Here is a 24,652-nt window from a genome sequence, read left to right on the forward strand (position 1 = left end):
ACTATCAATGGAGGCGCATATGTCAAGCGCGACGCGTTACCGCAAGGCTGCACCGCACCAGAACCGCCAGCATGCCCACGGCGGCGATTGCTGCTCGGCCAAGGCCGAAGCCGCGCTGGCTTTGGAACCCAAGACGCATGGCCACGCTGGTGGCGCTTGCGGCCAAGATCATGGCAAGCAAGCGCCTCAGCCCGGCGCGGCGTGTTCCCACGATCACGGCGATTCGCATGATCATGCCCACGACCACGACCACAAACACGCCGCGGGCTGCTCGCATGGCCATGGTCACGCCGCCCCGGCGCGCGTGCAATTGGGCCAGGGACGCGGCGCCATGCGCTCTCGGCTGCAGATCCAGGCGATGGACTGCCCGACCGAGGCGAAGCTGATCGAAAAGGCGTTGGCCGGCATGGACGGCGTGGTGGCGCTGGAGTTCAACTTCATCGAGCGGGTGTTGCTGCTGCGCCACGACCTGCCGCAACTGGACGAAGTGAAGCGGGCGATCGCCAAGGTGGGCATGCAGGCGATGGAGTTGGAAGCCGACGCCAAGATGCTGGCGCCGCAAGGCCACGGCCGCCGCGCCAACCTGCTGCTGCTGGTATCCGGCCTGAGCGCCGCCGCGGCCGAAGCCGCCGCCTGGAGCCTGGGCGACGGCAAGCCGGTGGTGGCCGCGCTGGCGCTGGCCTCCATTCTGCTGGGCGGCATTCCCACCTTGAAGAAGGGCTGGATCGCGCTGTCCACCCGCACCCTGAACATCCATTTCCTGATGTCGGTCGCCGTGATCGGCGCGATGCTGATCGGCCAGTGGCCGGAAGCGGCGATGGTGTTGTTCCTGTTCGCCATCGCGGAAAGGCTGGAGGCGATGTCGCTGGCCAAGGCCGGCGAGGCGGTGCGCGCGCTGATGGCGCTGGCGCCGGAAACCGCCTGGGTGGCGGCGGCTGGCGGCTGGCGCGAAACGGCGGCCGCCGAAGTGGCGGTGGGCAGCCGGGTGCGGGTGCGCCCGGGCGAGCGGGTGCCGCTGGACGGCCGCATTGCCGACGGCCACAGCAGCTTCAACGAGGCCAGCATCACCGGCGAGAGCCTGCCGGTGGACAAGGGACCCAGGGATGCGGTGTTCGCCGGCAGCATCAACGGCGCGGGGGTGGTGGAAATCGAAACCACGGCGTCGGCGTCCGGCTCGGTGCTGGCGCGCATCATCGCCACCGTGCGCGACGCGCAGGCGTCCAAGGCACCGACGCAGCGCTTCATCGACCGCTTCGCCGCGGTCTACACCCCGGTGGTGCTGGTCTTGGCAGCGCTGTTCGCCGTCGCCGCGCCGCTGTCGGGGCTGCAGCCCTGGCACCAGGCCATTTACAGCGCGCTGGTGATGCTGGTGATCGCCTGCCCGTGCGCGCTGGTGATCGCCACGCCGGTGACGGTGGTCAGCGCGCTGGCTTCGGCCGCGCGCCACGGCTTGCTGGTGAAAGGCGGCGCGCCGCTGGAGATGGCTGCCCGCATCGACACGGTTTGCCTCGACAAGACCGGCACGCTGACGCAGGGCGAGCCGCGCGTCACCCGGGTGACGGCGCTGGCCGGCCAGGATGAAGACACCGTGCTGGCCTGGGCGGCGGCGCTGGACGGCCATTCCACCCACCCGCTGGCGCGCGCGGTGCTGGATGCCGCCGCGGCGCGCGGCGTGAGCGCGCCGGCCGCCAGCCAGGTGAGCGAGCTGATAGGCCGGGGCGTCAGCGGCTGGGTGGCGGAACGCCATTTGCAACTGGGCAGCCGCCGGCTGGCGGACGAGCAGGGCGCGATGACGCCGCTGCTGGAGCAGACGCTGCAGGCGCTGGACGCGGCCGGCGAGGGCGCGCTGGTGTTGCTGGACGGCGGCCAGGCGCTGGGCGTGCTGGCGGTGGCCGACCAGGCGCGGCCGGAAGCCGCGGCCACCCTGGCGCGCCTGAAGCGGATGGGGGTGGAAACGGTGATGCTCAGCGGCGACAGCCCGCAGGTGGCACAGGCGGTGGCCAGGCAAACCGGCATCGGCGCGGCTTACGGCGGCCTGCTGCCGCAGGACAAGTTGCGCCATATCGAGCGGCTGCAGCAGGGCGGCAAGGTGGCTATGGTGGGCGACGGCGTCAACGATGCGCCGGCGCTGGCGCGCGCCGACCTGGGCATCGCGATGGGAGCGGCCGGTTCGGACAGCGCGCTGGAAACCGCCGGCGTGGCGCTGATGGACGACAAGCTGTCGCGGCTGGCCGACCTGATCGCCCACGCCCGCCGCACCGCGCGGGTGCTGAAGGCCAATATCGCGGTCGCGCTGGGCATCAAGCTGCTGTTCTTCGGCCTGGCGCTGGCCGGGGTGGCCAGCCTGTGGATGGCGGTGTTCGCCGACGTCGGCACCAGCCTGATCGTGATCGCCAACGGCCTCAGGCTGGCGCGCCGGGTTCAGGCGTAAGTGTCGATATTGCCGCCCTTGGCCTGCGGGCTGCCGCCCGGGGTGGCGGCTTGCTGGGCTTTCTGCAGCGGGCTGAGATGCTGATTGCCGTTCTGCTGCTGCAGCAGCTGCGTCCGCGCTTGCTGTTCCATCTGCGAGGCTTCGGCCGCCACCGCGCGGTCCTGGCCTGAGGGGTCGGACGGCGCCAGCGCGGCGGCCCGCACCGTTTGGGCGTTCTGTATGGTTTCCTGCGGCGTGTTGCCCTGGCTCAGGCGGATGGGCACTTCGCCGCCTATCGCGTACTGTTTGCCGTCGGGGCCTTGTTGGTAGGTGAAGCTGGCCGCGCCGGCCAGCGCGCCGCCGGCGGCCTGGTGGGCGGCCTCATGGCGGCGCACGTCGGTATCGCGCGCCTTCAGGTCTTCCACTTCTTTCTGTTGCGCATCGTTCAGCGGCTTGCCGTCCGGCGCCTTCGGCGCGGCTGGATTGGCTTGCTGGGCGTTTTTCGCGTTGCCGGAGCCATTCTGGCCGGAGGCGTCCGCGCCTGCCTGGCCCCCGGCGGCGGGCGCCGCGGCATTGGCGGTTTGGGCGGGAGAGGAGGGCGCGGAGGCAACGGCGGCGGCCTGCGAGCGCAGGGCTTGGCAGGCGGGGCATTGGCAATTGGCGCCATGCATGCTGATTCCGTAGCTGGAAGAGCCGCCGGCTACACTGGAAATGGACATGAAACGCGTTCCTTCTGTCGTTTCAGTATAGAAGCGCCTGCCCGCTATTCCAATCGGCGTGGCAGAATGTCCGCTTGTACACAGCGGGAGCAGACCATGAATGAACAGGCCCAGGGGCAAAGAGAACTGGTGATGTCGGTGTTGATGACGCCGGACATGGCCAATTTTTCCGGCAACGTGCACGGCGGCGTGCTGCTGAAGCTGCTGGACCAGGTGGCCTATGCTTGCGCCAGCCGCTACGCCGGCCGTTATGTGGTGACGCTGTCGGTGGACCAGGTGCTGTTCAAGCAGGCCATCCATGTCGGCGAACTGGTGACTTTTCTCGCCAGCGTCAACCATGTCGGCCGCACCTCGATGGAGGTGGGCATCAAGGTGGTGGCGGAAAACATCCAGCAGCGCAGCCAGCGCCATACCAACAGCTGCTATTTCACCATGGTGGCGTTCGAGGACGGCAAGGCGGTGGCGGTGCCGCCGCTGGCGCTGGACACGCCGGACCAGCAGCGCCGTTTCCGCGGCGCGGAGATGCGCAAGCAGCTGCGCATCGAGATGCAGCAGCGCAAGGACGCCATCGCGTGATCCCGGCGGGCTCCGCCCGCTGTTCCGGCGGCGGCGCCTGCTCTACAATCGCCGTTTGTTTTCCCGCGGCCGATTGCCCCCCATGTATACCCTGATACACCAAGATCCCCGTTTCTACCTGGTCGACAAGCGCGCCGGCGCCAGCTTCCACCGCGAAGGCGAAGAGGACGGCCTGATGGACGCGCTGCGCGCCGGCTTGGGCGACGACGCGCTGTGGCCGGTGCATCGGCTGGACCGCATCACTTCCGGGTTGATCCTGGTGGCGCGCTCCGCCGAGACGGCGCGGCAACTGGGCGAGGCGCTGGCCGGGCGCGAGGTGGAGAAATACTATCTGGCGCTGTCCGACCGCAAGCCGCTGAAGAAGCAGGGCAAGGTGAGCGGCGACATGGCCAAGGGCCGCGGCGGCGCCTGGCGGCTGCTGGCCAGCCAGGACAATCCGGCGGTCACCCAGTTTTTCAGTTATTCGGTGCAGCCGGGGATCCGGCTGTTTTTATTGCGCCCGCGCACCGGCAAGACCCACCAATTGCGGGTGGCGCTGAAGTCGCAGGGGGCGCCCATCTTGGGCGACGCTCTGTACGGCGGCGGCGCGGCCGATCGCGGCTATCTGCACGCCTACGCCTTGCGCTTCGCGCTGGATGGCGAAGCGTTCAGCTTCGTCTGTCCGCCATCGCAGGGCGAGCGTTTCGCCGATCTGGCCTGCCGCGCCTTGCTGGCTGAGCTGGCCGAGCCGTGGACGCTGAGCTGGCCGGGAGCGTGAGGCGGGATCAGGCGGCGGCGACGGCGGCCGGCTGGAAGCGGACGATCTCCACTTTGTGCTGTCGGCAGTGCTCGGCGAAGGCGTCGCCGGAGAGGTAGTCGAATTCGCGGCTGCGGCTGGCGGCGATCGGATCGTCGGCGTCGCTGGCCGGCAGGCCTGGGTGGCACATGATCAGCGCCTGTTCCGGGCTGCGCGCCAGCCAAGCTTGCATCAGGCCGGAGAAGTCCGCTTGCGGGGTCAGCGAATACATGCCGCCGAACCACGGCGTGGTGGCGAAGCCGGCTTCCTGCGCCTGCTCGTCGAAATTGATGCAGACGCTGCGCAGGATCAGCGACTTGAGGCGGTTGTCGCCCGGGTGGCCCAGCTTGTCCGGCGCGCGCAGATAGGGCAGCGGCAGCTGTTGCCAGCGCCGCTGTATCGCGTCGAACAGCGCGTCGCGTATCACCGGCAGCGCGTGCACGTGCTGGTGGCCGTCGACGAAGTCGGGCAGCCGGCCGAAATGCTCGGCGAAGCGGTCGATCTGCACCAGCGCCTCGTCGCGCAGCGCCGGCAGCGACAACTGGCGCAGCTGGCTCTTCATCAGCCAGTGCGACAGCGGCTTGGCCGGCGCGTCGAAGCTGTGGGTGAGATTGAAGTGCAGGCCTATATCAGCGCGCTGCGAACGGGCCTTGAGGTCGGCCGCCAGCGACGGCCAGTGCGGCGACTGGCTCATCACGCTGGTGGCGGACAGGCGGCCGGCGTCCAGCAATTGCAGGATGCCGGCGCTGATGCTGCCGGACTGGGCGAAGTCGTCGGCGCAGAGTGTCAATCGTTTTGTCATGGACAGTACGACCGTCCGGCGGCCGGAAAGTTTAGCGATCCGGCATGCCAGACGTTAATTTGTTTGCGGAGAAGCGGCGAAGGCCCACAGCTTGCCGAGGACGAAGGTGAGCACCGCCACGCTGAACAGCACGATGCACAGCGACAGCCGGTAATCCAGCGCGGTGAAGCGCAGCAGCAGGAAATACATCGCCTCGTTGACGCAGAAGCTCAGGCAGGAAACGCCGAAGAAGCGCGGCAGCGCCTGGCGGTGCGGCACGTGGCGCGCCTCGAAGGTGAAATGGCGGTGGCCCCAGTAGCTGAGCTGGAAGGCCGCCAGGAAGGCCAGCACATTGGCGGCCAAGGGCGGCAGCCCCAGCGGCACCATCACCAGCGCCACCAGCATGAAGTGCAGCAGCATCGCCGACACCCCTACCACGCCGAACCAGAACAATTGCCGGCTCATGCGCCGCGCCCGGCCTGCGGTTTGCTGATGCGGCTGATCAGGTAGGTGGGGCGGCCCTTCACTTCATTGAAGATGCGGCCGACGTATTCGCCCAGTATCCCGATCGACAACAGCTGCACACCGCCGAGGAAGGTGACGGCGACTGCCAGCGTCGGCCAGCCGCTGACGCGGTTGCCGTACAGCAGCGTGTGGATGAATTCCCAGATCGCGTAGCCTATCGACAGCATGGAAATCACGCAGCCCACCAGCGTCCAGATCCGCAGCGGCATGTTGGAGAAGGCGGTGAGACCGGTGAGGCCCAGGCCGAACAGGCTGCGGAAATTGAAGCTGCTCTTGCCGGCGCGGCGCTCCTGGGTTTCGGTTTCCATCGCCAGCTGAGTGAAGCCCACCCAGTTGTACAGGCCCTTCATGAAGCGGTTGCGCTCCGGCATCTGGCGCAGCGCGTCGAGGATGCTGCGGTCCAGCACGCGGAAGTCCTGGGTGTTTTCCGGGATTTTCAGCGGCGCGCCGCTGTTGAGCAGCGCGTAGAACACGCGGGTGAAGGCGCGCTTGGCCAGGGTTTCGTTGTCGCGGTTGGCGCGCACGCTGTACACCATATCGTAGCCTTGGCGCCATTTTTCCAGGAATACCGGCACCATTTCCGGCGGGTGCTGGAAGTCGCCGTCTATCAGCACCGCCACGTCGCCGGCGATATTGTCGATGCCGGCGGTGAGCGCGATTTCCTTGCCGAAGTTGCGCGACAGCTGTATCAGCGTGACCGGCAGCCGCTGGCCAGCCTCCAGCACCTTGGGCACGGTGTCGTCGCGGCTGCCGTCGTCCACCACCACCAGTTCGTGGCGCAGGCCATGCTGCGTCAGCAGCCGATGCAGCGTCTCCAGCATCGGCACGATGTTTTCCGACTCGTTGTAGGCCGGGATGATGCAGCTGACCAGCGGGTCGCGCGGGCGTTCCGCCGCGTGCAGTTCCAGCAGGTAAGGCGGGACGAAGCCGGGTTTGCGGGTGTCAGTCATGATTCTGTCCTGGGCGTTCAGCGGCTGGCGGCGGGGCGCAGCAGCAGCATGCGGTCCTTCATCACCGGGAATTCCGCCGCCTTGGCGTAAGCGGCGGAGACCGCGGCCGGCAGGCTGGCGTAGTCGCGCTGCTCGGTGACGATGAAGCTGCCGGGGTGGGCGGCAAGCAAGGCGGCCAGGGCCTCCGGTTTGGCGGTGGTGCGTACTTTGCCCTGGCTGTAGAACTCGGCGGAGAATTCGCGGCGGCTGTCCCAGTAGATCAGGATGGCGGCGGCCGCGGGGCTTTGTTGCTGCCAAGCGGCGATCACCGGTTTCTGGGTGCGGAAGTATTTGGCGCCATCGTAGCGCTGCAGGCCGATGCCGGCCAGCACCAGAATGCCGGACGACAGCGCCAGCCAGGGCAGCGCGCGGCCGGCGCGCTCGCCACGGCCGCGGCGCCACAATTCGGCCATCAGCAGTGCCGCGCCGGGCAGCATCGGCAGCGAGTACGGGAAAATGATGTTGCCGGACAAGGTGAAGAACAGCAGCGTCATCACCGTCCACAGCGAGAGGTACAGCAGCCAGCCATCGTTCTCGCCGGCGCGGACGATGGCCGGCAGCCGGCGCGCCTGGCTAGCCAGCCAGGCCAGCATGGCGATCGACCACGGGAACAGCGCGCCGAAGGCGTAGGGCCAGATCATGCCGCGCGGGGTGGCGTGGGCGAAGCCGTATTTGTCGCCTTTCCAGCCGGAGTCGAGGAAGCGGCTGACGTGTTCGCCCATGATGAAGTAGTTGAGGAAGCCCGGGGTGCGGATTTCAGCCCAGACATACCAGGGCAGGGCGATGGCGGCGGCCAGCAGCGTGCCAGAGATCCACGGCAGCTCGGTCCATAGCCGTTTCCATTCGTTGCGGATCAGCACCCAGAAGAAGATGGGCATGCCCACCAGCACCACGTCCAGCGGCCCCTTGGCCAGGAGGCCAAGCCCAAGGCCGACGAAGAAGGCGTAGCGCCAGGCCTTGCCGCCGCCGTGCAGCGCATGCCAGAAGGCGACCTGGCTCAGCGTGACGCAGAACAGCAGCGATGGGTCGGTCATCACGGTGCCGGCGGCGCCGTAGAACAGCAGGCCGCCGCCCAGCAGCAGCGCGGCGGCGGTGGCGGCTTCGTCGCCGCCGCGGCGGCGCATCAGGCCGGCGGTCAGCCACAGCGCGCCCAGCGCCAGCAGCAGCGCCGGCAGGCGGGCGGCGAATTCATTGACGCCGAACAGCCCCATGCTGGCCGCCGACAGCCAGGTGGACAGCGGCGGCTTGGCCCAGAACGGCACGCCGTAGTCGTGCAGCGGCGTCACCCAGTTGCCGGTTTCCAGCATCTTGCGGGCGATTTCGGCGTAGCGCGCCTCGGTGGTGTCGGTCAGCGGAATGGCCCACAGCGCCGCGAGGCGTATCAACAGCAGGGCGATCAGCGCGTAAACGGCGTGTTTCCGCCAATTGGAGCTTGCAGCGTTTTTCATCCAGAGTCTTGTTTCAGAGCGCGATTGTTCCGGCGCAAGGCTATCACAGAGCGGGCCCGGCGTCTGCCCCGCGCCGGAACGCAAAACGCCACCCGAAGGTGGCGTTGGCGCGATCAGGCGATACCTTACTGGCGGCCGTGCATCATCTTTTTCAGCACGGAGGACAGCGCGAACAGGATCAGCGAGCTGGCGCCGGCCATGAACACGAACAGCATGAAGAAATCGTGCAGATTGTTGACCGCGTAGCCGAGGAAGTGCGGCACCGGCTTGGCCGGGTCCGGATACAGCTCGGACAGCGTGCCGGCGAACTTGTTGGCGGCGGCGTTGGACAGGAACCAGATGCCCATCATCAGGCTGGTGAAGCGGGCCGGCGACAGTTTCACCACCAGCGACAGGCCGATGGGAGACAGGCTCAGTTCGCCGAAGGTGTGCAGCATGTACAGGCTGACCAGCCACAGCATGCTGACCTTGACGCCCGGCTGCAGGCCGTCGACGCCGAAGGCGATCACCAGGTAGCCGATGGCCAGGAAGAACAGGCCCAGCGCCATCTTGGCCGGCGACGAGGGTTCCATGCCCTTGTTGCCCAGCTTGGTCCAGATCCAGGCGAACAGCGGCGCGAACAGCACCACCGAGATCGGGTTGATCGACTGGAAGAACGAGGCGGGAACGGTGTAGCCCAGCAGGTTGCGGTTGGTCTGCTCTTCGGCGAAGAAGGTCAGCGAGGCGCCGGCCTGCTCGAAGGCGGACCAGAAGAAGATCACGAAGGCGGACACGATCAGGATCACAGCCAGGCGCTGTTTCTCGATGCTGGTCAGCGGCGCGTGCACCACTTTTTCGCCGCTGTCGTGGTGGCGCTTCGGCGCCAGGCCGATAGGCTTGCCTTCCGGCGTCACCAGATACTGGTTCTTGAACAGGCTGAAAATGACCAGCGACAGCAGCATGCCGCAACCGGCGGCCATGAAGCCCCACTTGAAGTCGGCCGGGTTGCCGGTGTCGCCCAGGGTGCCGCACACCAGCGGCGCGAACAGCGAGCCGGCGTTGATGCCCATATAGAAGATGGTGAAAGCGGAGTCGACGCGTTTGTCGCCCGGCGCGTACAGCTGGCCCACCATCGACGAGATGTTCGGCTTGAACAGGCCGTTGCCGGCGATCAGGAAGCCCAGGCCGCCGTACAGCAGCCAGGAGGCGGCGCCGACGTTGGTCTCATGCAGCGAGCCGGAGAAGAACAGCATGAACTGGCCGATGGCCATCAGCACGCCGCCCAGCAGGATGGAGCGGCGGTTGCCCCAGTAGCGGTCGGCGATGTAGCCGCCCACCAGCGGCGTCAGGTAGACCAGGCCGGTGTAGGTGCCGTAGATGTCCGAGGCATGGGCCTTGTCGAACAGCAGAGCCTTGATCATGTAGAGCGTGAAGATGGCGCGCATGCCGTAGTAGCTGAAGCGCTCCCACATCTCGGTCACAAAGAGCAGGTAGAGCCCCTTGGGATGCGATTGTGTCGACATAGAGATTTTTCCTTGTGTGACTTGAGACATCGCCTCAACGAGCGGTGTTGTTGTTTTTTATGTATGCCTTGGATTTTGTAGGCAGCGCACGATCATATCGACTAAATGTTGAGATGTGAAAATTTTTTTAGCGAATTGTTAATTACATTGTAATAATTAGAGCATTTGCCTTGTTTTTTTGATGATTTTTATTGGGCGATTTAATTGGTTGCCATGCTTTTTCTTCATGATGGCTATCGTTTACTGTATACAATTGATTGGTCAATACCTTTTCTGTATCGATATTCCACGGTTGAATGTCTGTCGCGGCGCGGCTATCTTGGGCTGACAGGCCCGCTCGATTAGGGCCGGTTTTCCGCCAACGGCCCAAGGCGCAGCGATGAATATTCCGCCCTTTGCTTGCCCGGCGCAGACCCTGCATGGGGGGCCGCGCCCCAATTGGTACACCCTCGACATCATCCTGACGTTCGACTTTCCGCGCGCCTGAGCGCTCCTTCGCCGGTCTTCCCCTTTTCCCCGGTTTCAGCGCGGATGTCCGCGCGCGCCGCCGCGCGCCCGCGCAAGGAGACGCACCATGGCACGACGCATTCCCGAGCCCTACCGCATCAAGATGGTGGAGCCCATCCACCAGACCACTCCGCAATACCGCCGCCAAGCGCTGGACGCCGCCGGCTGGAATCCCTTTTTGCTCCGCTCCGAAGACGTGTACATCGACCTGCTGACCGATAGCGGCACCGGCGCGATGTCAGACCGGCAATGGGCCGGCCTGATGACCGGCGACGAAGCCTATGCCGGCAGCCGCAGTTTTTTCCGCCTGGCCGACACCGTGCGGGAGTTGTTCGGCTACGCCCACACCATCCCCACCCACCAGGGGCGCGGCGCCGAACAGATCCTTTTCCCGGAATTGGTCAAGCGTTGCCGCGGCGCGCGGCCGCTATTCCTGTCCAATTATCATTTCGACACCACCAAGGCCCACGTCGAGCTGGCCGGCGCGCGGGCGGTCAATGTGCTGACGCCGCAAGCGCTGGACACCGCCGCGCCTTACGACTGGAAGGGCAACTTCGACGTGCCGCGCCTGGCGGCGATCATCGCCGATGAGGGCGCCGCCAATGTCGCCGGCATCATCGTCACCATCACCTGCAACAGCGCCGGCGGCCAGCCGGTGGCGATGGACAATATCCGCGCGGTGGGGAAGCTGGCGCGCGAGCACGGCATTCCGCTGGTCATCGACGCCGCGCGCTTCGCCGAAAACGCCTGGTTCATCCGCGAGCGCGACCCGGCCTACGCCGGCAGCAGCATCGCCGCCATCGTGCGCGAGATGTTTTCGCATGGCGACATGTTCACCATGTCGGCCAAGAAGGACGCGTTGGTGAACATGGGCGGCTTGTGCTGCTTCAAGGACGACGAGGCGCTGTTCCGCGCGGTGCAGGTGAACTGCGTGCCGATGGAGGGCTTCGTCACTTACGGCGGCCTGGCCGGCCGCGACATGGAGGCATTGGCGATAGGGCTGCGGGAGGGGATGGACGACGCCTTTCTCGGCTACCGCATCGGCCAGGTGGCGTATCTGGGAGAGCGGCTGCGCGAAGGCGGGGTGCCGATCCAGACCCCGACCGGCGGGCACGCGGTGTTCGTCGACGCCGCGCGCCTGCTGCCGCACATCCCGGCCGAGCGCTTTCCGGCGCATGCGTTGGCCTGCGAGCTGTATCTGGAGGGCGGGGTGAGGGCGGTGGAGATCGGTTCCTTGCTGCTGGGCCGCAACCCGGCTAGCGGCTTGCAGGAGCCGTCGCCGTTCGAATTGATGCGGCTGACGGTGCCGCGCCGGGTCTACACCAACGACCATATGGACTACATCGCCGACTGCCTGGTGGAGGTGAAGCGGCGCGCCGCCGAAGTGCGCGGGCTGGCGTTCGATTACGAGCCGCCGATACTGCGCCACTTCATGGCGCGGCTGAGGCCGGCGTAGCGCGGATTGGCAGAGGCGGCGGCCGAGGCCGTCGCCGTCGGGCAAAGCTTACGGCTGCTGCGCTTGCCAGCGCTCGGCCTGTTCGCTGGCGCGCAGCAGGGCGGGGCGATCCTTCAGGCCGTTCCAGTAGGCGACCAGCTCCGGCCTGTCGCGCATATTGCCGAACTCGATGCCATAGCCTATGGTGCGGCCGACATACACGTCGGCGGCGGAAAAACGGTCGCCGGCCAGGTAGCGGCGGCCGGCCACCGCCTTGGCCAGGGTGTCCATCGTCGCCTCGTAGGAGCCGTAGCCGAACATCCGCTGCTGCTCCGCGCTGGGGATGAAGCCGGCGGCCTGGTTGGTCCAGGCGTGTTCGACGCAGCTGGCGACGAAAAACAGCCAGCGGTAGTAGTCGCCGCGCGCCGCCGGAGCCGGGGCCAGGCCGGCCTCGGGGAAGGCGTCGGCGAGATAGGCGCAGATGGCCGCGCCTTCGGTGACGATCTGTTCGCCATGGCGGATGGCCGGCACCTTGCCCATCGGGTTGACGGCCAGGTATTCGGGCGCCTTCATCGCGGCGCCGTATTCCAGCAGCACCGGGCGGTAGGGCGCGCCCACCTCCTCCAGCATCCAGTGCACGATATTGGCCCGCGATTGCGGGTTGGTATAGAAGACAAGCTCTTTCGACATGGACTGGCGCCTTTCTGTGCGGAGATTGCGGCGGGAGCGGACATGGCCGGAGAGGGAGCCGGCGCGCGCCGTTCATGCATGATGCATGGCCGGGCGAGGGGCGGCAAGCGCGCGGGAGGGTGTCAAATGGCGGTGGCGGGTTTGCGGATGCGCATGTGGAAGGTGCATTCGCCTATCACATTGAAGAAGTTCTGCACCGCCATGCTGATGTCGCCTTCATTGACCTGGCCGCTGTTGAAGCGGGTGGCCCAGGGCTCCAGAATCTTCACGTCCGATGACTCCATCACCCAATCCACGCCCAGGTAAACGCCGAGCGGCGTGTTGGAGCTGCCTTCGGCCATCCATTGCCGGTTCAGCTCCTGGTTGAACATGTGCAGGCCGGCCGCGGTGATGGGGCGCACATGGGTGGGGTCGGCCAGGTAGTTGTCGCTGCGCGGGTGCGGCACGATGATGGTGACCAGCGCGCCGGGCGCGCATACCCGGTACAGCTCCTTGATGATGCCGAGATAGGTTGCGCTGCTGGCGCCCAGGTGTTCCAGCACATGGCTCATCAGGATCTCGTCCACCGAGTTGTCGTCCCAGGGCCAGGGAAACTGTTCCAGATCCGCCACCAGATCGGGGTGGCAGGCCGCCTGGGAGTCGACGTTGAGGAAGCCGGGGCGCCGGTCGTGGCCGCAGCCGAGATTGAGTTTGAGCATGCCGATTACCGCTGGAGTCGGGGTGATTGGCAGTGTAGCCGCGGCCGAGGCCGCCGGCAAAATTTCGCGGCGGCCGGCTTGCGGATGCCAGCTGCCGGCACCATCATCTGGACAATGAGCCGGGCGTGGCCCGGCGAAGGGAGGGCAGGCATGTTTGAACGTTTGCGGCAGCTGTTGACGGCTGGGGGCGCCCGCTACCGGGTGATCGAGCATCCGGCCGAGGGCAATTCGCGCAAGGTGGCCGATGTCCGCGGCACCGAGGCGGGTCAGGGGGCCAAGGCGATGCTGTGCAAGGTGGCGGATCAGACCGGCCAATTCGTGCTGGCGGTGCTGCCTGGCGACGAACGGGTGGATTTCGCCAAGGTGGCCGCCGCCATCGGCGCGCGCAAGGTGAAGCTGGCGGACGCGGCCGAGGCCGAAGCGGCCACCGGCTGCGTGATCGGCTCGATTCCGCCGTTCAGCTTCAGCCCGGTCATCCGGCTGGTGGTGGATCCGCAGCTGCTGGCGCGTTATTCGGAGATCGCGTTCAACGCCGGCCGGCTGGACGCGTCCATCGTGCTGAACGGCGACGATTACCGCCGGCTCGCGCAACCGCTGCTGGCCGACATCCGCAAGGAGAGCGCCTGATGGCCGGCGCGAGCGAGCCGCTGGCCGGCTACGCGCGGGCGATCATGGGCGGCGCCGGCGCCGAGCGCATCGTCGGCCGCGAAGATAAGCAGGACAGCTGGCGCGAGGCCGACTGCGAGGTGACGCTGCGGGAGCGGGTGTACCGCTTCGACAACGGCGTGGCGATCCGCCGCAGCATAGAGGTGGACGATTACCCCAGCGAGCTGGTCTGCGCCGAGAGCTGGATTACCTATGAAGTATTGGAGCTGGGCGGCTCGCCCGGGATAGAGCCGATGCGCAAGAGTTTCGACAACGGCTGCCGCGAGGCTTTCTGGCTGCGCTACCACGCGGACCTGTCGATCTGAGTCGGCTCAATCCGGCGCGGCCAGCCAGGCCTGGTCGAAATCCATCCAGCCGCACTGCGCCAGCGTGACGTCCTGCAATTGCGGCGCGAACGCCATCGCCTGTTCATGGTGGCGCAGCGGAATCAGGCTGGCTTCCGCCACCAGCGCGCGCGCCAGCGCCTCATAGCCCTGCCAGCGCCGTTCGGCGTCCGGCTCCATCGCCAGTTGTTGTTCCGCCGCGCGCATTCTGTGCCGGGCCGCCGCTTCCAGCCAGCAGTGGTAGCCGGCGTCCTGGCACAGCCATTGATAGACGCCGAAATCCACGTCGTCGGCCATCGCTTCGCCGCTTAGCAGCAGGTCGGCGCCGTCCAGCCAGTCGCAGCGGGCGAAGTCGGGGTAGGGCATCACCGTCAGCTCGATGCGGCAGCCGGCGTCCCGCAACCGGCGCGCCACCGCCTCGGCCAGCTCGATATGGTCGGGCAACTGGTAGGTGGCCAGCCGCAGCGTCGCCGGCAGCCGAGGCGCCGGCGGCTGGATGGGCGCCGGCCGGTGCCGCCATTGCGGCAGCATGCCCAGCGCCGCTTCGCCGGGCAGCGGGGCCTGCCAGACGGCCGGATGCAGCCAGTCGGCCAGCGCCCGCCGTTGAACAGAGTCCAGCCGGGCCGGATTCGCCGCCAGATAGCTGCAGCCAGCCTCCAGCCGGCGCAGCGACGGTTGGCCGCCCGGTTCGCCGGGATGGCAGAAGCGCGCGTCCAGCCTGGCCTTCACCTCGGGATCGTCCACCACCCAGATATCCACCGCGTCCAGCAGCGGCCTTTCCTTCCAGTGGCGGTCGAAGGCGCGCAGCGTGGCGCGATAGTCGTTGTTGGCTTCCAGCCGGAATGCGCCGGTGCCGATGGGGAAGCGGCCGAAATCGGCTTGCGGCCAGCATTCCCGCGGCAGGATGGAGGCGGCGCTGTCGGCCAGCCGCCGCGGCAACAAAGCATCGGGGCGGGTCAGGCGGATGTGGACGGTCAGCGGCGCCGGCAGGTTCACATCAGCCAGATGCGCGAACAGGCGCTGATGCGGGCCGGCCTCGTCGCGCAGCCGCAGCAGCGTCTGGCGGACGTCTTCGCCATCCAGCGCGCGGCCGTTGTGGAAAACGACGCCGGGGCGCAGATGGAAGCGCCAGTTTCGCCATTCGCCGTCATGGCGCCAATGATGAGACAGCGCCGGGACGATTTGCCCCCGCGCGCGGTCGTAGCGCGTGAGTCCGTCGAAAATCTGGCGGATCAGGTGGCACTCGGTGCGGCGGTTGATCTGGACCGGGTCCAGGCTGTGCAGCGGCCGGTAGAAGGGCAGGCGCAGCGTCTGCGGTTCGGACGGGGCGACGCCGAGATAGGCCGGCAGCAATTCGGTGATTTGGCGGCGCGCGGCGGCGGGCAGCAGCCGCATCGCTTTTTCGATGTCGCCGTTGGCCAGGAACCCGCGCGCCGCTTCCCTTTCAAGCTGGCTGGCCGGCGCCAGCAGCCGCAGCCGCGACGCATGGCCGCGCCCCTGGCCGGGCTGCCATCGCAGCCAGCCGTTATCCGCCATGCTCTGTAGCAGTTCGCGGGCGTGGCGCGGGCTGCAATGCAGGGCGGCGGCGATGTCGGCCAGCCGCGCCGGGCCGTCGTGGGCGGGGTAGGCCAGGCTCAGTCGCTGGTAGTGTTGGAGCAGGCGCATAAAAGGGGAGGAATGGTTTTGATTTGTTCCATTTTTATTCCCGCTTTTGTGCCGGATACTGCCGCTTCTGTCAAATGTCATGGAGCGCGCATGTCCGCGGTTTCTTCCCTTTCTTTATGGCGGCAGCCGGTGTTCGCCGGCCTGTTCGCTTCCACCGCGCTGCTGGCGCTGGGCGGCCAGATCTATCAGCTGGCCCTGCCCTTGATCCTGTACGAGCTGACCCATTCGCTGGCGGCGATGAGCAATCTGCGCGCGGTGGAGTTTTTGCCCAATCTGCTGCTGGCGGCGGTGATCGGCGTGTGGGTGGACCGGGTATGCCGCCGCCGCTGGGCGCAGCGCGCCTTGCTGGCGATGGCCGCGCTGCTGGGCGTTTGCGCGCTGGCGCTGGCCGGCGGCTGGATGGCCGCATGGCTGTTCTATCCGCTGACCTTTTGCGTGATGCTGTGCAACTACGTGACCGCCATCTGCCGGATGGCGCTGGTGAAGGAGAGCGTGCCGCCGGCGCAGCTGGTGCAGGCCAATGGTTATCTGGGCAGCTTGTTCGACGTGTTCGCCGTCAGCGGTCCGGTGTTGTCCGGACTGTTGATCGCCTGGGCGCGTCCGCATTGGAGCCTGGGCGTGCCGGCGCTGATGTTTTTGTTGTCGGCGCTGCTGATGGCCAGGGTGCCGGCGCCAGGGCGGGGACAGGCCGGCGAGCGGCGTTTTGGGGCGGAATTGGCCGCCGGCTGGCGGGCGCTGCGCGGCAATCCGGCGTTGTGGCAGCTGAGCTGGGTGGTGGTGCTGGCCAATGGCGCGGCAGGCGTCGCCGAGGTGTTGTTTCTGTTCCGCGCCCGCGACCAGCTGGGTTTTTCGCCCGGCCAGTTGGGGCTGCTGTTCGGCTGCGCCGGCGCGGGCGGCATCGCGGCGGGCTTGTGCGTGGCGCGGGTGCGCAAGGCGCTGGGCCTGGGGCGGATGATCTGCCTGGCTTTGCTGTTGGAGGCGGCCGGCATGGCGGCGCAGGCGTGGCTTGGCGATCTGCGCTGGCTGGCGGCGGCGATGGCGCTGCAGAGCTTCGCGGTGGTGTGCGGCAATGTCGGCGTGTGGAGCTACCGCCAGGAGGCGACGCCGACGGCGCTGATCGGCCGGGTGTCCGGCCTGACCGGTTCCTTGTTCAAGCTGCTGATGCCGCTGGCGCTGGTTTTGGGCGGCGCGCTGTCGGCGGACATGCCGCTGCGGGATTTGATGCTGGCGACGGCGGTCTGGCAGGCGGGGGCGGCGCTATTGTGCGGGCTGAGCCGGGTAAGGACGCTGGTCTGAGCGCCGACGGCCCGCTGGCGGGCGGTCCGCCCGGCGCTTAATTGGCGGCCGGCTCCAGCTTGGGCTGGCCCAGCTGCACCATCGGGCCTTCGCCGGGCTTCCACTCGCCCTGGATGCGCCAGGTCTTGGCGTGGTCTTCCAGCTGGATGTACCAGTGGTTGGCGATGACCGGCGTCTTGGGCAGGATGCCCTGGTACAGATTGGGGCCGGCCAGCGTCATTTCGGCGGACAGGTCGTAGTCGTCCTGCGCCGGGTGGATCATGCTCAGCGCGATGGTGTCTGGCAGCGGCGCCTTGCTGCTGGTGACCAGGCGCAGGCTGCGGCCGTCGCTGCCCAGCATCAATTGCGCGGTCAGCCCCATCCGCGCGGCGGCCTTGTCGCGCCGCAGCTCCATATTGATGGCCTTGCCCTTCTTGTAGTAGTCGTCGGTCACCAGGCCGTCGTCCGACTTGATGGCGGCGGCGAGGAAGCCGATGCCGACGATGATGGAGACCAGCGGGATGCCGAACAGGATCCACGGCCAGGGTTCGCGGTACCAGGGGCGGGGCGGGTGGGCGGTGTGTTGCATGTCTTACTCTCCGATGAAGCTGGACTTCTCTTCCACGCGCAGGGAAGGGTTGTTGATGGACTGGATGGCGAAGCGGATCGGGTGGCTGCCCTTGGTCGCGTACTGCGGGTCGGCCTCCACGTGGACGGTGACGGCTTCGGTCTGGGTGGCGTCGACGCGGATTTCCGGCTTTTCCGCCTTGGCGCGGATGCCGGGCAGGCCTTCGGCTGTGATGCGGAAGCGCTGGCTTTGTTCCGTGGTGTTGATGATCTTGACGATATAGGTGTTCTCCAGCCAGCCCTCGTCGGTTTCGCGCACCAGCGAGGCGCGGTCGCGGATGATGTCCACCTTGAACGGCTTGCGCAGCGCCAGCGAGGTGATGGCGGCGGTAAATATGATGAGCAACACCAGGCTGTACAGCACCACGCGCGGGCGTTTCAGCCGCGAGGGGATGGCTTTTTCCGGATATTTGCCTTCCAGCGCGTTTTCCGTGGTATAGCGGATCAGGCCGCGCGGGTAGCTCATCTTGTCCATCACGTCGTCGCAGGCGTCGATGCAGGCGGCGCAGCCTATGCACTCGTATTGCAGGCCGTTGCGGATATCGATGCCCACCGGGCACACCTGCACGCAGATGCTGCAGTTGATGCAGTCGCCCAGGCCCTGCTCTTTTGGATCGGCGCCTTTCTTGCGCGAGCCGCGCGGTTCGCCGCGGGCCTCGTCGTAGGAGATGATCAGGGTGTCTGCGTCGAACATCACGCTCTGGAAACGGGCGTACGGGCACATGTATTTGCACACTTGCTCGCGCATGAATACCGCGAACAGATAGGTGAAGCCGCCGTAGAAGAACATCCAGAAGGTTTCCCACGGTCCGTAGCCGAAGCTGGGAATGGCGGCCACCAGGCTGCGTATCGGCGTGAAATAGCCGACTAGCGTGAAGCCGGTCCACAGCGAGAATGCCAGCATGATGAAATGCTTGGTGAACTTCAGCCGGAATTTGGCCAGGCTCATCGGCGCGGCGTCCAGCTTCATGCGCTTGCCGCGGTCGCCCTCCACCCATTGCTCTATCCACAGCATGATCTCGGTGTACACCGTTTGCGGACAGGAATAGCCGCACCACAGCCGGCCGGCGATGGTGGTCCAGGTAAACAGGCCGAAGGCGCAGCACATCAGCAGCGCGGCGAGATAGACGAAGTCCTGCGGCCAGATGGTGAGGCCGAACAGGTAGAATTTGCGGCCGACCATGTCGAAGAATACCGCCTGGCGGCCGTTCCATTGCAGCCAGGGCAGGCCGAGGTACAGCAGCTGGGTGCCGACGACGAACAGGATGCGGAGGTTGTTGAACACGCCTTTGACCGCGCGCGGGTAGATTTTCTTCTGAGCCTCGTACAGCGAGACGGTGGCGGTGTCCTGGCCGCTGTTTTCAACCTTGATCGGGATTTTCTTCAACGAGTCTGACATGTCGCGTTCCTGAAGAGGACTTGGCGAAGCTCACCGTGCGATGCGCTCTGCCAAAGCCTCTGGGGGTGGGGAGGCGGGTCGGGAAACGCCGTCCGCGCGGGCGGACGGCGCCTAGACCCGGCTTATTGCGGGGCTTTGGGGTTGTTGGACAGGCTCCAGACGTAGGCGGCCAGCAGGTGGACCTTGCCTTCGCCGAGGAAGTCTTTCCAGGCGGGCATCTGGCCGTTGCGGCCATTGGTGATGGTTTCGATGATGGCCTTCTCGGTGCCGCCGTACAGCCAGCTGCCGGATGGGTGGGTCAGGTTGGGCGCGCCCATTTCCTGCTTGCCCTTGCCGTCCACGCCGTGGCAGACCGAGCACAGCGCGGCGAAGGTTTCCTTGCCGCGGCTGGCGCGTTCGGCGTCGTACTTGCGGGCTTTGGCCGAGATCGACAGCACGTAGTTGGCCACGTCCTTGACCTTTTCCTCGCCCAGCGTCGCGCCCCAGGCCGGCATCTGGCCGTGGCGGCCGCCCATGATGGTGGTCTTGATGGTGGCCGGTTCGCCGCCGTACAGCCAGTCATGGTTCACCAGGTTGGGGAAGCCCTTGGCGCCGCGCGCGTCGGCGCCGTGGCACTGCACGCAGTAGGTCTGGAACAGGCGTTTGCCCATTTCCTGCGCCTGCGGGTCGGCGGCCACCGTTTTCAGGTCCTGTTTCAGGTACTTGTCGTACAGCGGGCGGTATTTGGCTTCGGCCTTGTTGCGCTCCACCGTGTACTGATCCACCGATGTCCAGCCGAACAGGCCCTTGAAGTTGCCCAGCCCCGGGTACAGCACCAGGTAGACGATGGCGAACAGCAGCGTGATGTAGAACATCAGCATCCACCAGCGCGGCAGCGGATTGTTGTACTCGGCCAGGTCGCCATCCCAGACGTGGCCGGTGATTTCGACTTCTTCCCCCTTCTTGACCGTGGTCTTGGACTGGGTGAACACCAGCAGGGTCAGCCAGATCAATCCCCCCAGCACGATCACGGAAATCCAGATGCTCCAGAAATCACTCAGGTATTGATTCATTTTCTTGCTCCGTTGGAAGCCTGCTCCTGGCCGGCTTCCTGCACCTTGTCGTCGTCGAGGAAGGGCAGGTTGGCTGCCTCCTCATAGCGGCCTTTGGAGCGTTTGCTGTAGGCGATGATCAGCACCACGATGAAGAACGCGAAGCAGACCACGGTGAACAGCGAACGTCCTAACGTAACCCAGTCCATGGCTCAGCGCTTATTCGTCAGCGCAAGGCCCAGGCCTTGCAGGTAAGCGACCAGCGCATCCATTTCGGATTTGCCCTCGACCTGAGCCTTGGCCTCGGCGATGTCCTTGTCGCTGTACGGCACGCCCACTTTGCGCAGCGCCTCCATCTTCAGCGGCATCACCTCGGCGTCTACCAGGTTTTTGGCCAGCCATGGGAAGGCCGGCATATTGGACTCCGGCACCACGTCGCGCGGGTTGTTCAGGTGCACGCGGTGCCATTCGTCGGAATAGCGGCCGCCCACGCGGGCGAGGTCGGGGCCGGTGCGCTTGGAGCCCCATTGGAACGGGTGGTCGTAAACCGACTCCCCGGCCACCGAGTAGTGGCCGTAGCGTTCGGTTTCGGCGCGGAACGGGCGGATCATCTGCGAGTGGCAGTTGTAGCAGCCTTCGCGCACGTAGATGTCGCGGCCGGCCAGCTGCAGCGCGGTGTAGGGCTTGACGCCGGCGACAGGCTCGGTGACGGATTTCTGGAACGCCAGCGGCAGGATTTCCACCAGGCCCGCCACGCTTACCACCAGCAGGGTCAGCACGATCAGCCAGCCCACGTGTTCTTCGATCAGTTTCTGGATTTTGTCCATGATTTTTCCTTCGCCTTCTTAGTGGGCTTCAGCGGTGAGGGCCGGAATCTTGGCATCCACGGCGCGGCCGGAGGAGACGGTGCGGAAGGTGTTGTAAGCCATCAGCAGCATGCCGGACAGGTACAGGGCGCCGCCCAGGAAGCGCACGAAGTGGTAGGGGTAGGTGGCTTTCACCGCTTCGACGAAGGCATAGGTCAGCGTGCCGTCCGGGTTCAGCGCGCGCCACATCAGGCCCTGGGTCACGCCGGAAATCCACAGCGCGGCGATGTACAGCACCACGCCGACGGTGGCCAGCCAGAAGTGGGCTTCGATCAGCTTGACGCTGTGCATGGAATCGCGGCCGAACAGGCGCGGAATCAGGTAGTACATCGAGCCGATGGTGATGAAGCCCACCCAGCCCAGCGCGCCGGAGTGCACGTGGCCGATGGTCCAGTCGGTGTAGTGGGACAAGGCGTTGACGGTCTTGATCGACATCATCGGGCCTTCGAAGGTGGACATGCCGTAGAACGACAGCGACACCACCAGGAATTTCAGCACCGGGTCGGTGCGCAGCTTATGCCAGGCGCCGGACAGCGTCATGATGCCGTTGATCATGCCGCCCCAGGACGGCGCCAGCAGCACCAGCGAAAACACCATGCCGACCGATTGGGTCCAGTCCGGCAGGGCGGTGTAGTGCAGGTGGTGCGGACCGGCCCACATATAGGTGAAGATCAGCGCCCAGAAGTGCACCACGGACAGGCGGTAGGAGTAAACCGGGCGGCCGGCCTGCTTGGGCACGAAGTAGTACATCATGCCGAGGAAGGCGGCGGTCAGGAAGAAGCCCACCGCGTTGTGGCCGTACCACCACTGCACCATCGCGTCGACGGCGCCGGAGTAGACCGAATAGGACTTCCACAGCGTCACCGGCACGAAGGCGGAATTGACGATGTGCAGCAGCGCCACCGCCAGGATGAAGGCGCCGTAGAACCAGTTGGCCACGTAGATGTGCTTGACCTTGCGGATGGCGATGGTGCCGAAGAACACGATCGCGTACACCACCCAGGTGACGGCGATCAGCAGCTTGATCGGCCATTCGAGTTCGGCGTATTCCTTGCCGAAGGTGAAGCCCAGCGGCAGGGTGATGGCGGCCAGCACGATGACCAGCTGCCAGGCCCAGAAGGTGAAGGCGGCCAGCTTGTCGGAAATCAGGCGGACGTTACAGGTGCGCTGCACCACGTAATAGGAAGTGGCGAACAGGCCGCAGCCGCCGAAGGCGAAGATCACGGCGTTGGTGTGCAGCGGGCGCAGGCGGCCGAAGTGGAACCAGGGCCCGAAATTGAGCTCGGGCCATACCAGCTGGGCCGCAATGATGACGCCCACCAACATGCCGACTATGCCCCAAACTACGGTCATGATGGCAAATTGGCGCACCACCTTATAGTTATAAGTGGATTGCGTTTCCATTTAAGGTTTTCTCCAAGGTTGCTAACTCAGAACATGACAAACCGTGGCGACTTGAACTTTTTCCCCGCATCCCAATCTGCAGAGAAGAAGTCAGCCGCGGGGAACCGATCTATTTCAAAGTTGAACCAGGTGCTTGACCTGTACTGATAGGCTTTGATGTCTGTATTAGCATTTCGCCAGCCTTTCCGACAGCACCAAATTTCCACTCGAACAATGCCGTTATTCTAAATCAATTGCCATATGCGAGCCAGTTGCATAGCCGGCATGGATCGGTCCCTGCATGTCTTACGCGCGATGTTTCAAGGGTAGCAATGTGAACAGTTCATGTTGCCACTCATGCAATTGTATTGTCCTGTCGGCAACGCTCATTGACATGGATCAATGCAGCACGAGTGACGCCGCGAAATCCGCGGTAATGCTAGAATCATCAAGTTTTGCAACGCTTGCAGGCCGATCATGACCCAGTCCCTACCCGTGCATTATTCGCTGCGCCCGGTTTCGCCGGCCGCGCACCTGTTTGAAGTGAGCCTTACCGTGACGCACCCGGCCAAGAACGGCCAGGTGTTTTTTTGCCGGCGTGGATTCCCGGCAGTTATATGATTCGCGAGTTTTCCAAGCACATTAGCGGTTTGTCCGCCGCGTCGGCCGGCAAGCCGGTGGCTTTGCGGCAATTGGCGAAAAACCGCTGGCAGGCCGACCCGGTCAAGGGGCCGCTGACGCTGAGCTATCAGGTTTACGCCTACGATCTGTCGGTGCGCGGCGCCTACCTCGACAGCGAGCGCGGCTTCTTCAACGGCACCAGCGTGTTCCTGGCGGCGGAAGGCTACGAGAACGACGCCTGCAGCGTGGATATCCATGCGCCGGAAGGCAAGTCTTATGCTGAATGGAAAGTGGCCACCAGCCTGCCGGCCGCCGACGTGAAGAAGAAATCCGGCTTCGGCCGCTACCAGGCGTCCAGCTATGACGAATTGATAGACCACCCGGTGGAGCTGGGCGATTTCCACAAGGTCAGCTTCAAGGCCTGCGGCGTGCCGCACGAATTCGTCGTGTCCGGCCGCTTCCAGGGCGACCTCAAGCGCCTGGCTGACGACACCAGGAAAATCTGCGAATACCAGATCGGCATGTTCGGCAAGCCGGCGCCGTTCGACCGCTACGTGTTCATGCTGTTCGTCGGCAAGGACATCTACGGCGGTCTGGAGCACCGCGCGTCCACCGCGCTGGTGGCCAACCGCGACGATCTGCCGGCGCCGGGCGCGACCGAAATCAGCGACGGCTACCTGAAACTGCTGGGCCTGATCAGCCACGAATATTTCCACAGCTGGAATGTCAAGCGGATGAAGCCGGCGGTTTTCGCGCCGTATGATCTGAACCAGGAAGGCCATACCCGCCTGCTGTGGGCGTTCGAGGGCATCACCTCGTACTACGACGACCTGGCGCTGGTGCGCAGCGGCCTGATCGACGAGAAACGCTACCTGGGCCTGCTGGCCGAAACCATCACCGGCGTGCAACGCGGCGCGGGCAGAATGAAGCAGACGCTGGAGCAATCCAGCTTCGAAGCGTGGACCAAGTACTACCGCCAGGACGAGAACAGCCCCAACAGCATCGTCAGCTACTACACCAAGGGCTCGCTGGCGGCCTTGGCGCTGGACCTGCTGATCCGCCGCGACAGCCAGGGCAAGCAGTCGCTGGACGACGTGATGCGCGCGCTGTGGGCCAAGTGGCTGGCCGACGGCAAGGGCCTGGAAGAGGACGAGTGGGAGAAGATCGCCATCGAAACCACCGGCCTCGACCTCAAGCCCTTCTTCGACCTGGCGCTGCGCTCCACCGCGGAGCTGCCGCTGGCTGAACTGCTGGCCAGCCAGGGCATCGAACTGCAATTCGAGGCGGCGCAAGGCGGCTCCGACCGCGGCGGCGTGGTGGAGGCTTTCGCCGCCAAGCCGGCGCCGCTGGCGCTGGGCGTCAAGACCGCGCCCGATGCCGCTGGCGTCAAGCTGGCCCATGTGCTGGACGGCGGCGCGGCGCAAGCGGCCGGCCTGTCCGGCGGCGACGTGGTGGTGGCGGTGGACAAGCTGCGCGCCGTGGATCTGGACAAGCAGATCGCCCGCTACCAGGCCGGCGACAAGATCAAGCTGCACGCTTTTCGCCGCGACGAACTGATGGCTTTCGAGCTGACGCTGCAGGCGGCGCCGGCGGATACCTGCCGCCTCAAGCCGCAGCCGCAGGCCGGCAAGTGGATAGCCGGCCGTTGAGCCGGAAATAGAGAACAAGCGAAAGCGGCGCCCTGCCCGGCGCCGCGGCGTCTATGAATGAGACCGGCGGCGACGCCGGCGCAAAGGAGGTT

The 24,652-nt window shown here is 65.9% G+C and carries 24 protein-coding genes; 8 read left to right on the top strand and 16 right to left on the bottom strand.

The features are described 5' to 3' along the window. Positions 1-19: 19 nt before the first annotated feature. Positions 20-2,431: a heavy metal translocating P-type ATPase gene (locus MY55_RS18275; RefSeq protein WP_167595309.1), complete on the top strand. Its 2,412-nt coding sequence runs from the start codon at positions 20-22 to the stop codon at positions 2,429-2,431. On the opposite strand, the gene MY55_RS24100 is transcribed toward MY55_RS18275, so the two are convergent. Beyond that, positions 2,422-3,129 carry a putative metalloprotease CJM1_0395 family protein gene (locus tag MY55_RS24100; RefSeq protein ID WP_052941325.1) on the bottom strand — a complete coding sequence of 236 codons (708 nt, stop codon included), beginning with the start codon at positions 3,127-3,129 and terminating at the stop codon, positions 2,422-2,424. The genes MY55_RS18275 and MY55_RS24100 overlap by 10 nt on opposite strands. 96 nt (positions 3,130-3,225) lie before the next feature. On the opposite strand from MY55_RS24100, the gene MY55_RS18285 reads away from it, so the two are divergent. Together MY55_RS18285 and MY55_RS18290 are read left to right on the top strand one after the other, a co-directional pair. Next, positions 3,226-3,705, top strand: a complete 480-nt coding sequence (locus MY55_RS18285; RefSeq protein WP_043575715.1) for an acyl-CoA thioesterase — start codon at positions 3,226-3,228, stop codon at positions 3,703-3,705. Between the two features lie 82 nt (positions 3,706-3,787). Further along, a complete protein-coding gene (locus MY55_RS18290; protein WP_065202854.1) occupies positions 3,788-4,462 on the top strand; it encodes a TIGR01621 family pseudouridine synthase in 675 nt (224 codons plus the stop codon). Between the two features lie 7 nt (positions 4,463-4,469). On the opposite strand, the gene MY55_RS18295 is transcribed toward MY55_RS18290, so the two are convergent. The 6 genes from MY55_RS18295 to MY55_RS23825 all read right to left on the bottom strand — a co-directional run bounded on the left by MY55_RS18295 (position 4,470) and on the right by MY55_RS23825 (position 10,146). Beyond that, complete coding sequence (locus MY55_RS18295) at positions 4,470-5,282, bottom strand: ChbG/HpnK family deacetylase (protein ID WP_047237863.1); 813 nt, start codon at positions 5,280-5,282, stop codon at positions 4,470-4,472. A 54-nt stretch (positions 5,283-5,336) separates the two neighbouring features. Continuing rightward, positions 5,337-5,726 carry a GtrA family protein gene (locus MY55_RS18300; RefSeq protein ID WP_047237862.1) on the bottom strand — a complete coding sequence of 130 codons (390 nt, stop codon included), beginning with the start codon at positions 5,724-5,726 and terminating at the stop codon, positions 5,337-5,339. Then, the gene (locus MY55_RS18305; protein ID WP_052258089.1) at positions 5,723-6,736 is read right to left on the bottom strand and encodes a glycosyltransferase family 2 protein; all 1,014 of its coding nucleotides are present in this window, start codon (positions 6,734-6,736) and stop codon (positions 5,723-5,725) included. Before MY55_RS18305 ends, MY55_RS18300 begins: the two co-directional genes overlap by 4 nt. Positions 6,737-6,753: 17 nt before the next feature. Then, positions 6,754-8,223 carry an ArnT family glycosyltransferase gene (locus MY55_RS18310; protein ID WP_047237861.1) on the bottom strand — a complete coding sequence of 490 codons (1,470 nt, stop codon included), beginning with the start codon at positions 8,221-8,223 and terminating at the stop codon, positions 6,754-6,756. A gap of 125 nt (positions 8,224-8,348) precedes the next feature. Further along, a complete protein-coding gene (locus MY55_RS18315; RefSeq protein WP_052258088.1) occupies positions 8,349-9,725 on the bottom strand; it encodes a peptide MFS transporter in 1,377 nt (458 codons plus the stop codon). 142 nt (positions 9,726-9,867) lie between these two features. After that, entirely contained in the window at positions 9,868-10,146 is a 279-nt protein-coding gene (locus tag MY55_RS23825; protein ID WP_157889386.1) for a hypothetical protein, read from the bottom strand. A 153-nt stretch (positions 10,147-10,299) separates the two neighbouring features. Between MY55_RS23825 and MY55_RS18320 the strand changes: the two genes are divergently transcribed. Continuing rightward, complete coding sequence (locus tag MY55_RS18320) at positions 10,300-11,688, top strand: tryptophanase (protein ID WP_047237860.1); 1,389 nt, start codon at positions 10,300-10,302, stop codon at positions 11,686-11,688. A gap of 48 nt (positions 11,689-11,736) precedes the next feature. Here the strand turns inward: MY55_RS18320 and MY55_RS18325 are convergent, their stop codons facing one another. Both MY55_RS18325 and MY55_RS18330 read right to left on the bottom strand, forming a co-directional pair. Next, positions 11,737-12,357: a glutathione S-transferase family protein gene (locus MY55_RS18325; RefSeq protein ID WP_047237859.1), complete on the bottom strand. Its 621-nt coding sequence runs from the start codon at positions 12,355-12,357 to the stop codon at positions 11,737-11,739. Between the two features lie 122 nt (positions 12,358-12,479). Next, a complete protein-coding gene (locus MY55_RS18330) occupies positions 12,480-13,055 on the bottom strand; it encodes a class I SAM-dependent methyltransferase (protein ID WP_047237858.1) in 576 nt (191 codons plus the stop codon). Positions 13,056-13,205: 150 nt separating this feature from the next. Here MY55_RS18330 and MY55_RS18335 point away from each other — a divergent pair, with 150 nt between their 5' ends. After that, positions 13,206-13,682: a YbaK/prolyl-tRNA synthetase associated domain-containing protein gene (locus tag MY55_RS18335; protein ID WP_065202855.1), complete on the top strand. Its 477-nt coding sequence runs from the start codon at positions 13,206-13,208 to the stop codon at positions 13,680-13,682. Continuing rightward, positions 13,682-14,026 (top strand): hypothetical protein, encoded by a 345-nt coding sequence (locus MY55_RS18340; RefSeq protein ID WP_047237856.1) that lies wholly within the window; start codon positions 13,682-13,684, stop codon positions 14,024-14,026. Before MY55_RS18335 ends, MY55_RS18340 begins: the two co-directional genes overlap by 1 nt. 6 nt (positions 14,027-14,032) lie before the next feature. On the opposite strand, the gene MY55_RS18345 is transcribed toward MY55_RS18340, so the two are convergent. Then, positions 14,033-15,709: an SgrR family transcriptional regulator gene (locus MY55_RS18345; protein ID WP_043575696.1), complete on the bottom strand. Its 1,677-nt coding sequence runs from the start codon at positions 15,707-15,709 to the stop codon at positions 14,033-14,035. 90 nt (positions 15,710-15,799) lie between these two features. On the opposite strand from MY55_RS18345, the gene MY55_RS18350 reads away from it, so the two are divergent. Continuing rightward, positions 15,800-17,005 carry an MFS transporter gene (locus MY55_RS18350; RefSeq protein ID WP_065202856.1) on the top strand — a complete coding sequence of 402 codons (1,206 nt, stop codon included), beginning with the start codon at positions 15,800-15,802 and terminating at the stop codon, positions 17,003-17,005. A 37-nt stretch (positions 17,006-17,042) separates the two neighbouring features. Here the strand turns inward: MY55_RS18350 and MY55_RS18355 are convergent, their stop codons facing one another. The 6 genes from MY55_RS18355 to ccoN form a co-directional block, all read right to left on the bottom strand. Then, positions 17,043-17,573, bottom strand: a complete 531-nt coding sequence (locus tag MY55_RS18355; protein ID WP_043575692.1) for a FixH family protein — start codon at positions 17,571-17,573, stop codon at positions 17,043-17,045. Between the two features lie 3 nt (positions 17,574-17,576). Further along, on the bottom strand, positions 17,577-19,010 hold the full coding sequence (gene ccoG / locus MY55_RS18360) for a cytochrome c oxidase accessory protein CcoG (RefSeq protein ID WP_043575690.1): 1,434 nt from the start codon (positions 19,008-19,010) through the stop codon (positions 17,577-17,579). Positions 19,011-19,132: 122 nt separating this feature from the next. Next, a complete protein-coding gene (gene ccoP, locus MY55_RS18365; RefSeq protein ID WP_043575688.1) occupies positions 19,133-20,062 on the bottom strand; it encodes a cytochrome-c oxidase, cbb3-type subunit III in 930 nt (309 codons plus the stop codon). Next, a complete protein-coding gene (locus MY55_RS18370) occupies positions 20,059-20,250 on the bottom strand; it encodes a cbb3-type cytochrome oxidase subunit 3 (RefSeq protein WP_043575686.1) in 192 nt (63 codons plus the stop codon). Before MY55_RS18370 ends, ccoP begins: the two co-directional genes overlap by 4 nt. 3 nt (positions 20,251-20,253) lie before the next feature. Further along, positions 20,254-20,868 (bottom strand): cytochrome-c oxidase, cbb3-type subunit II, encoded by a 615-nt coding sequence (ccoO, locus tag MY55_RS18375; protein ID WP_043575683.1) that lies wholly within the window; start codon positions 20,866-20,868, stop codon positions 20,254-20,256. An 18-nt stretch (positions 20,869-20,886) separates the two neighbouring features. Then, positions 20,887-22,311, bottom strand: a complete 1,425-nt coding sequence (ccoN, locus tag MY55_RS18380; RefSeq protein ID WP_043575681.1) for a cytochrome-c oxidase, cbb3-type subunit I — start codon at positions 22,309-22,311, stop codon at positions 20,887-20,889. A gap of 596 nt (positions 22,312-22,907) precedes the next feature. Here ccoN and MY55_RS18385 point away from each other — a divergent pair. Further along, on the top strand, positions 22,908-24,560 hold the full coding sequence (locus MY55_RS18385) for a M61 family metallopeptidase (RefSeq protein ID WP_244270697.1): 1,653 nt from the start codon (positions 22,908-22,910) through the stop codon (positions 24,558-24,560). Positions 24,561-24,652 lie beyond the last annotated feature (92 nt).

Source organism: Chromobacterium subtsugae (assembly GCF_001676875.1).
GTDB classification, from domain to species: Bacteria; Pseudomonadota; Gammaproteobacteria; order Burkholderiales; family Chromobacteriaceae; genus Chromobacterium; species Chromobacterium subtsugae.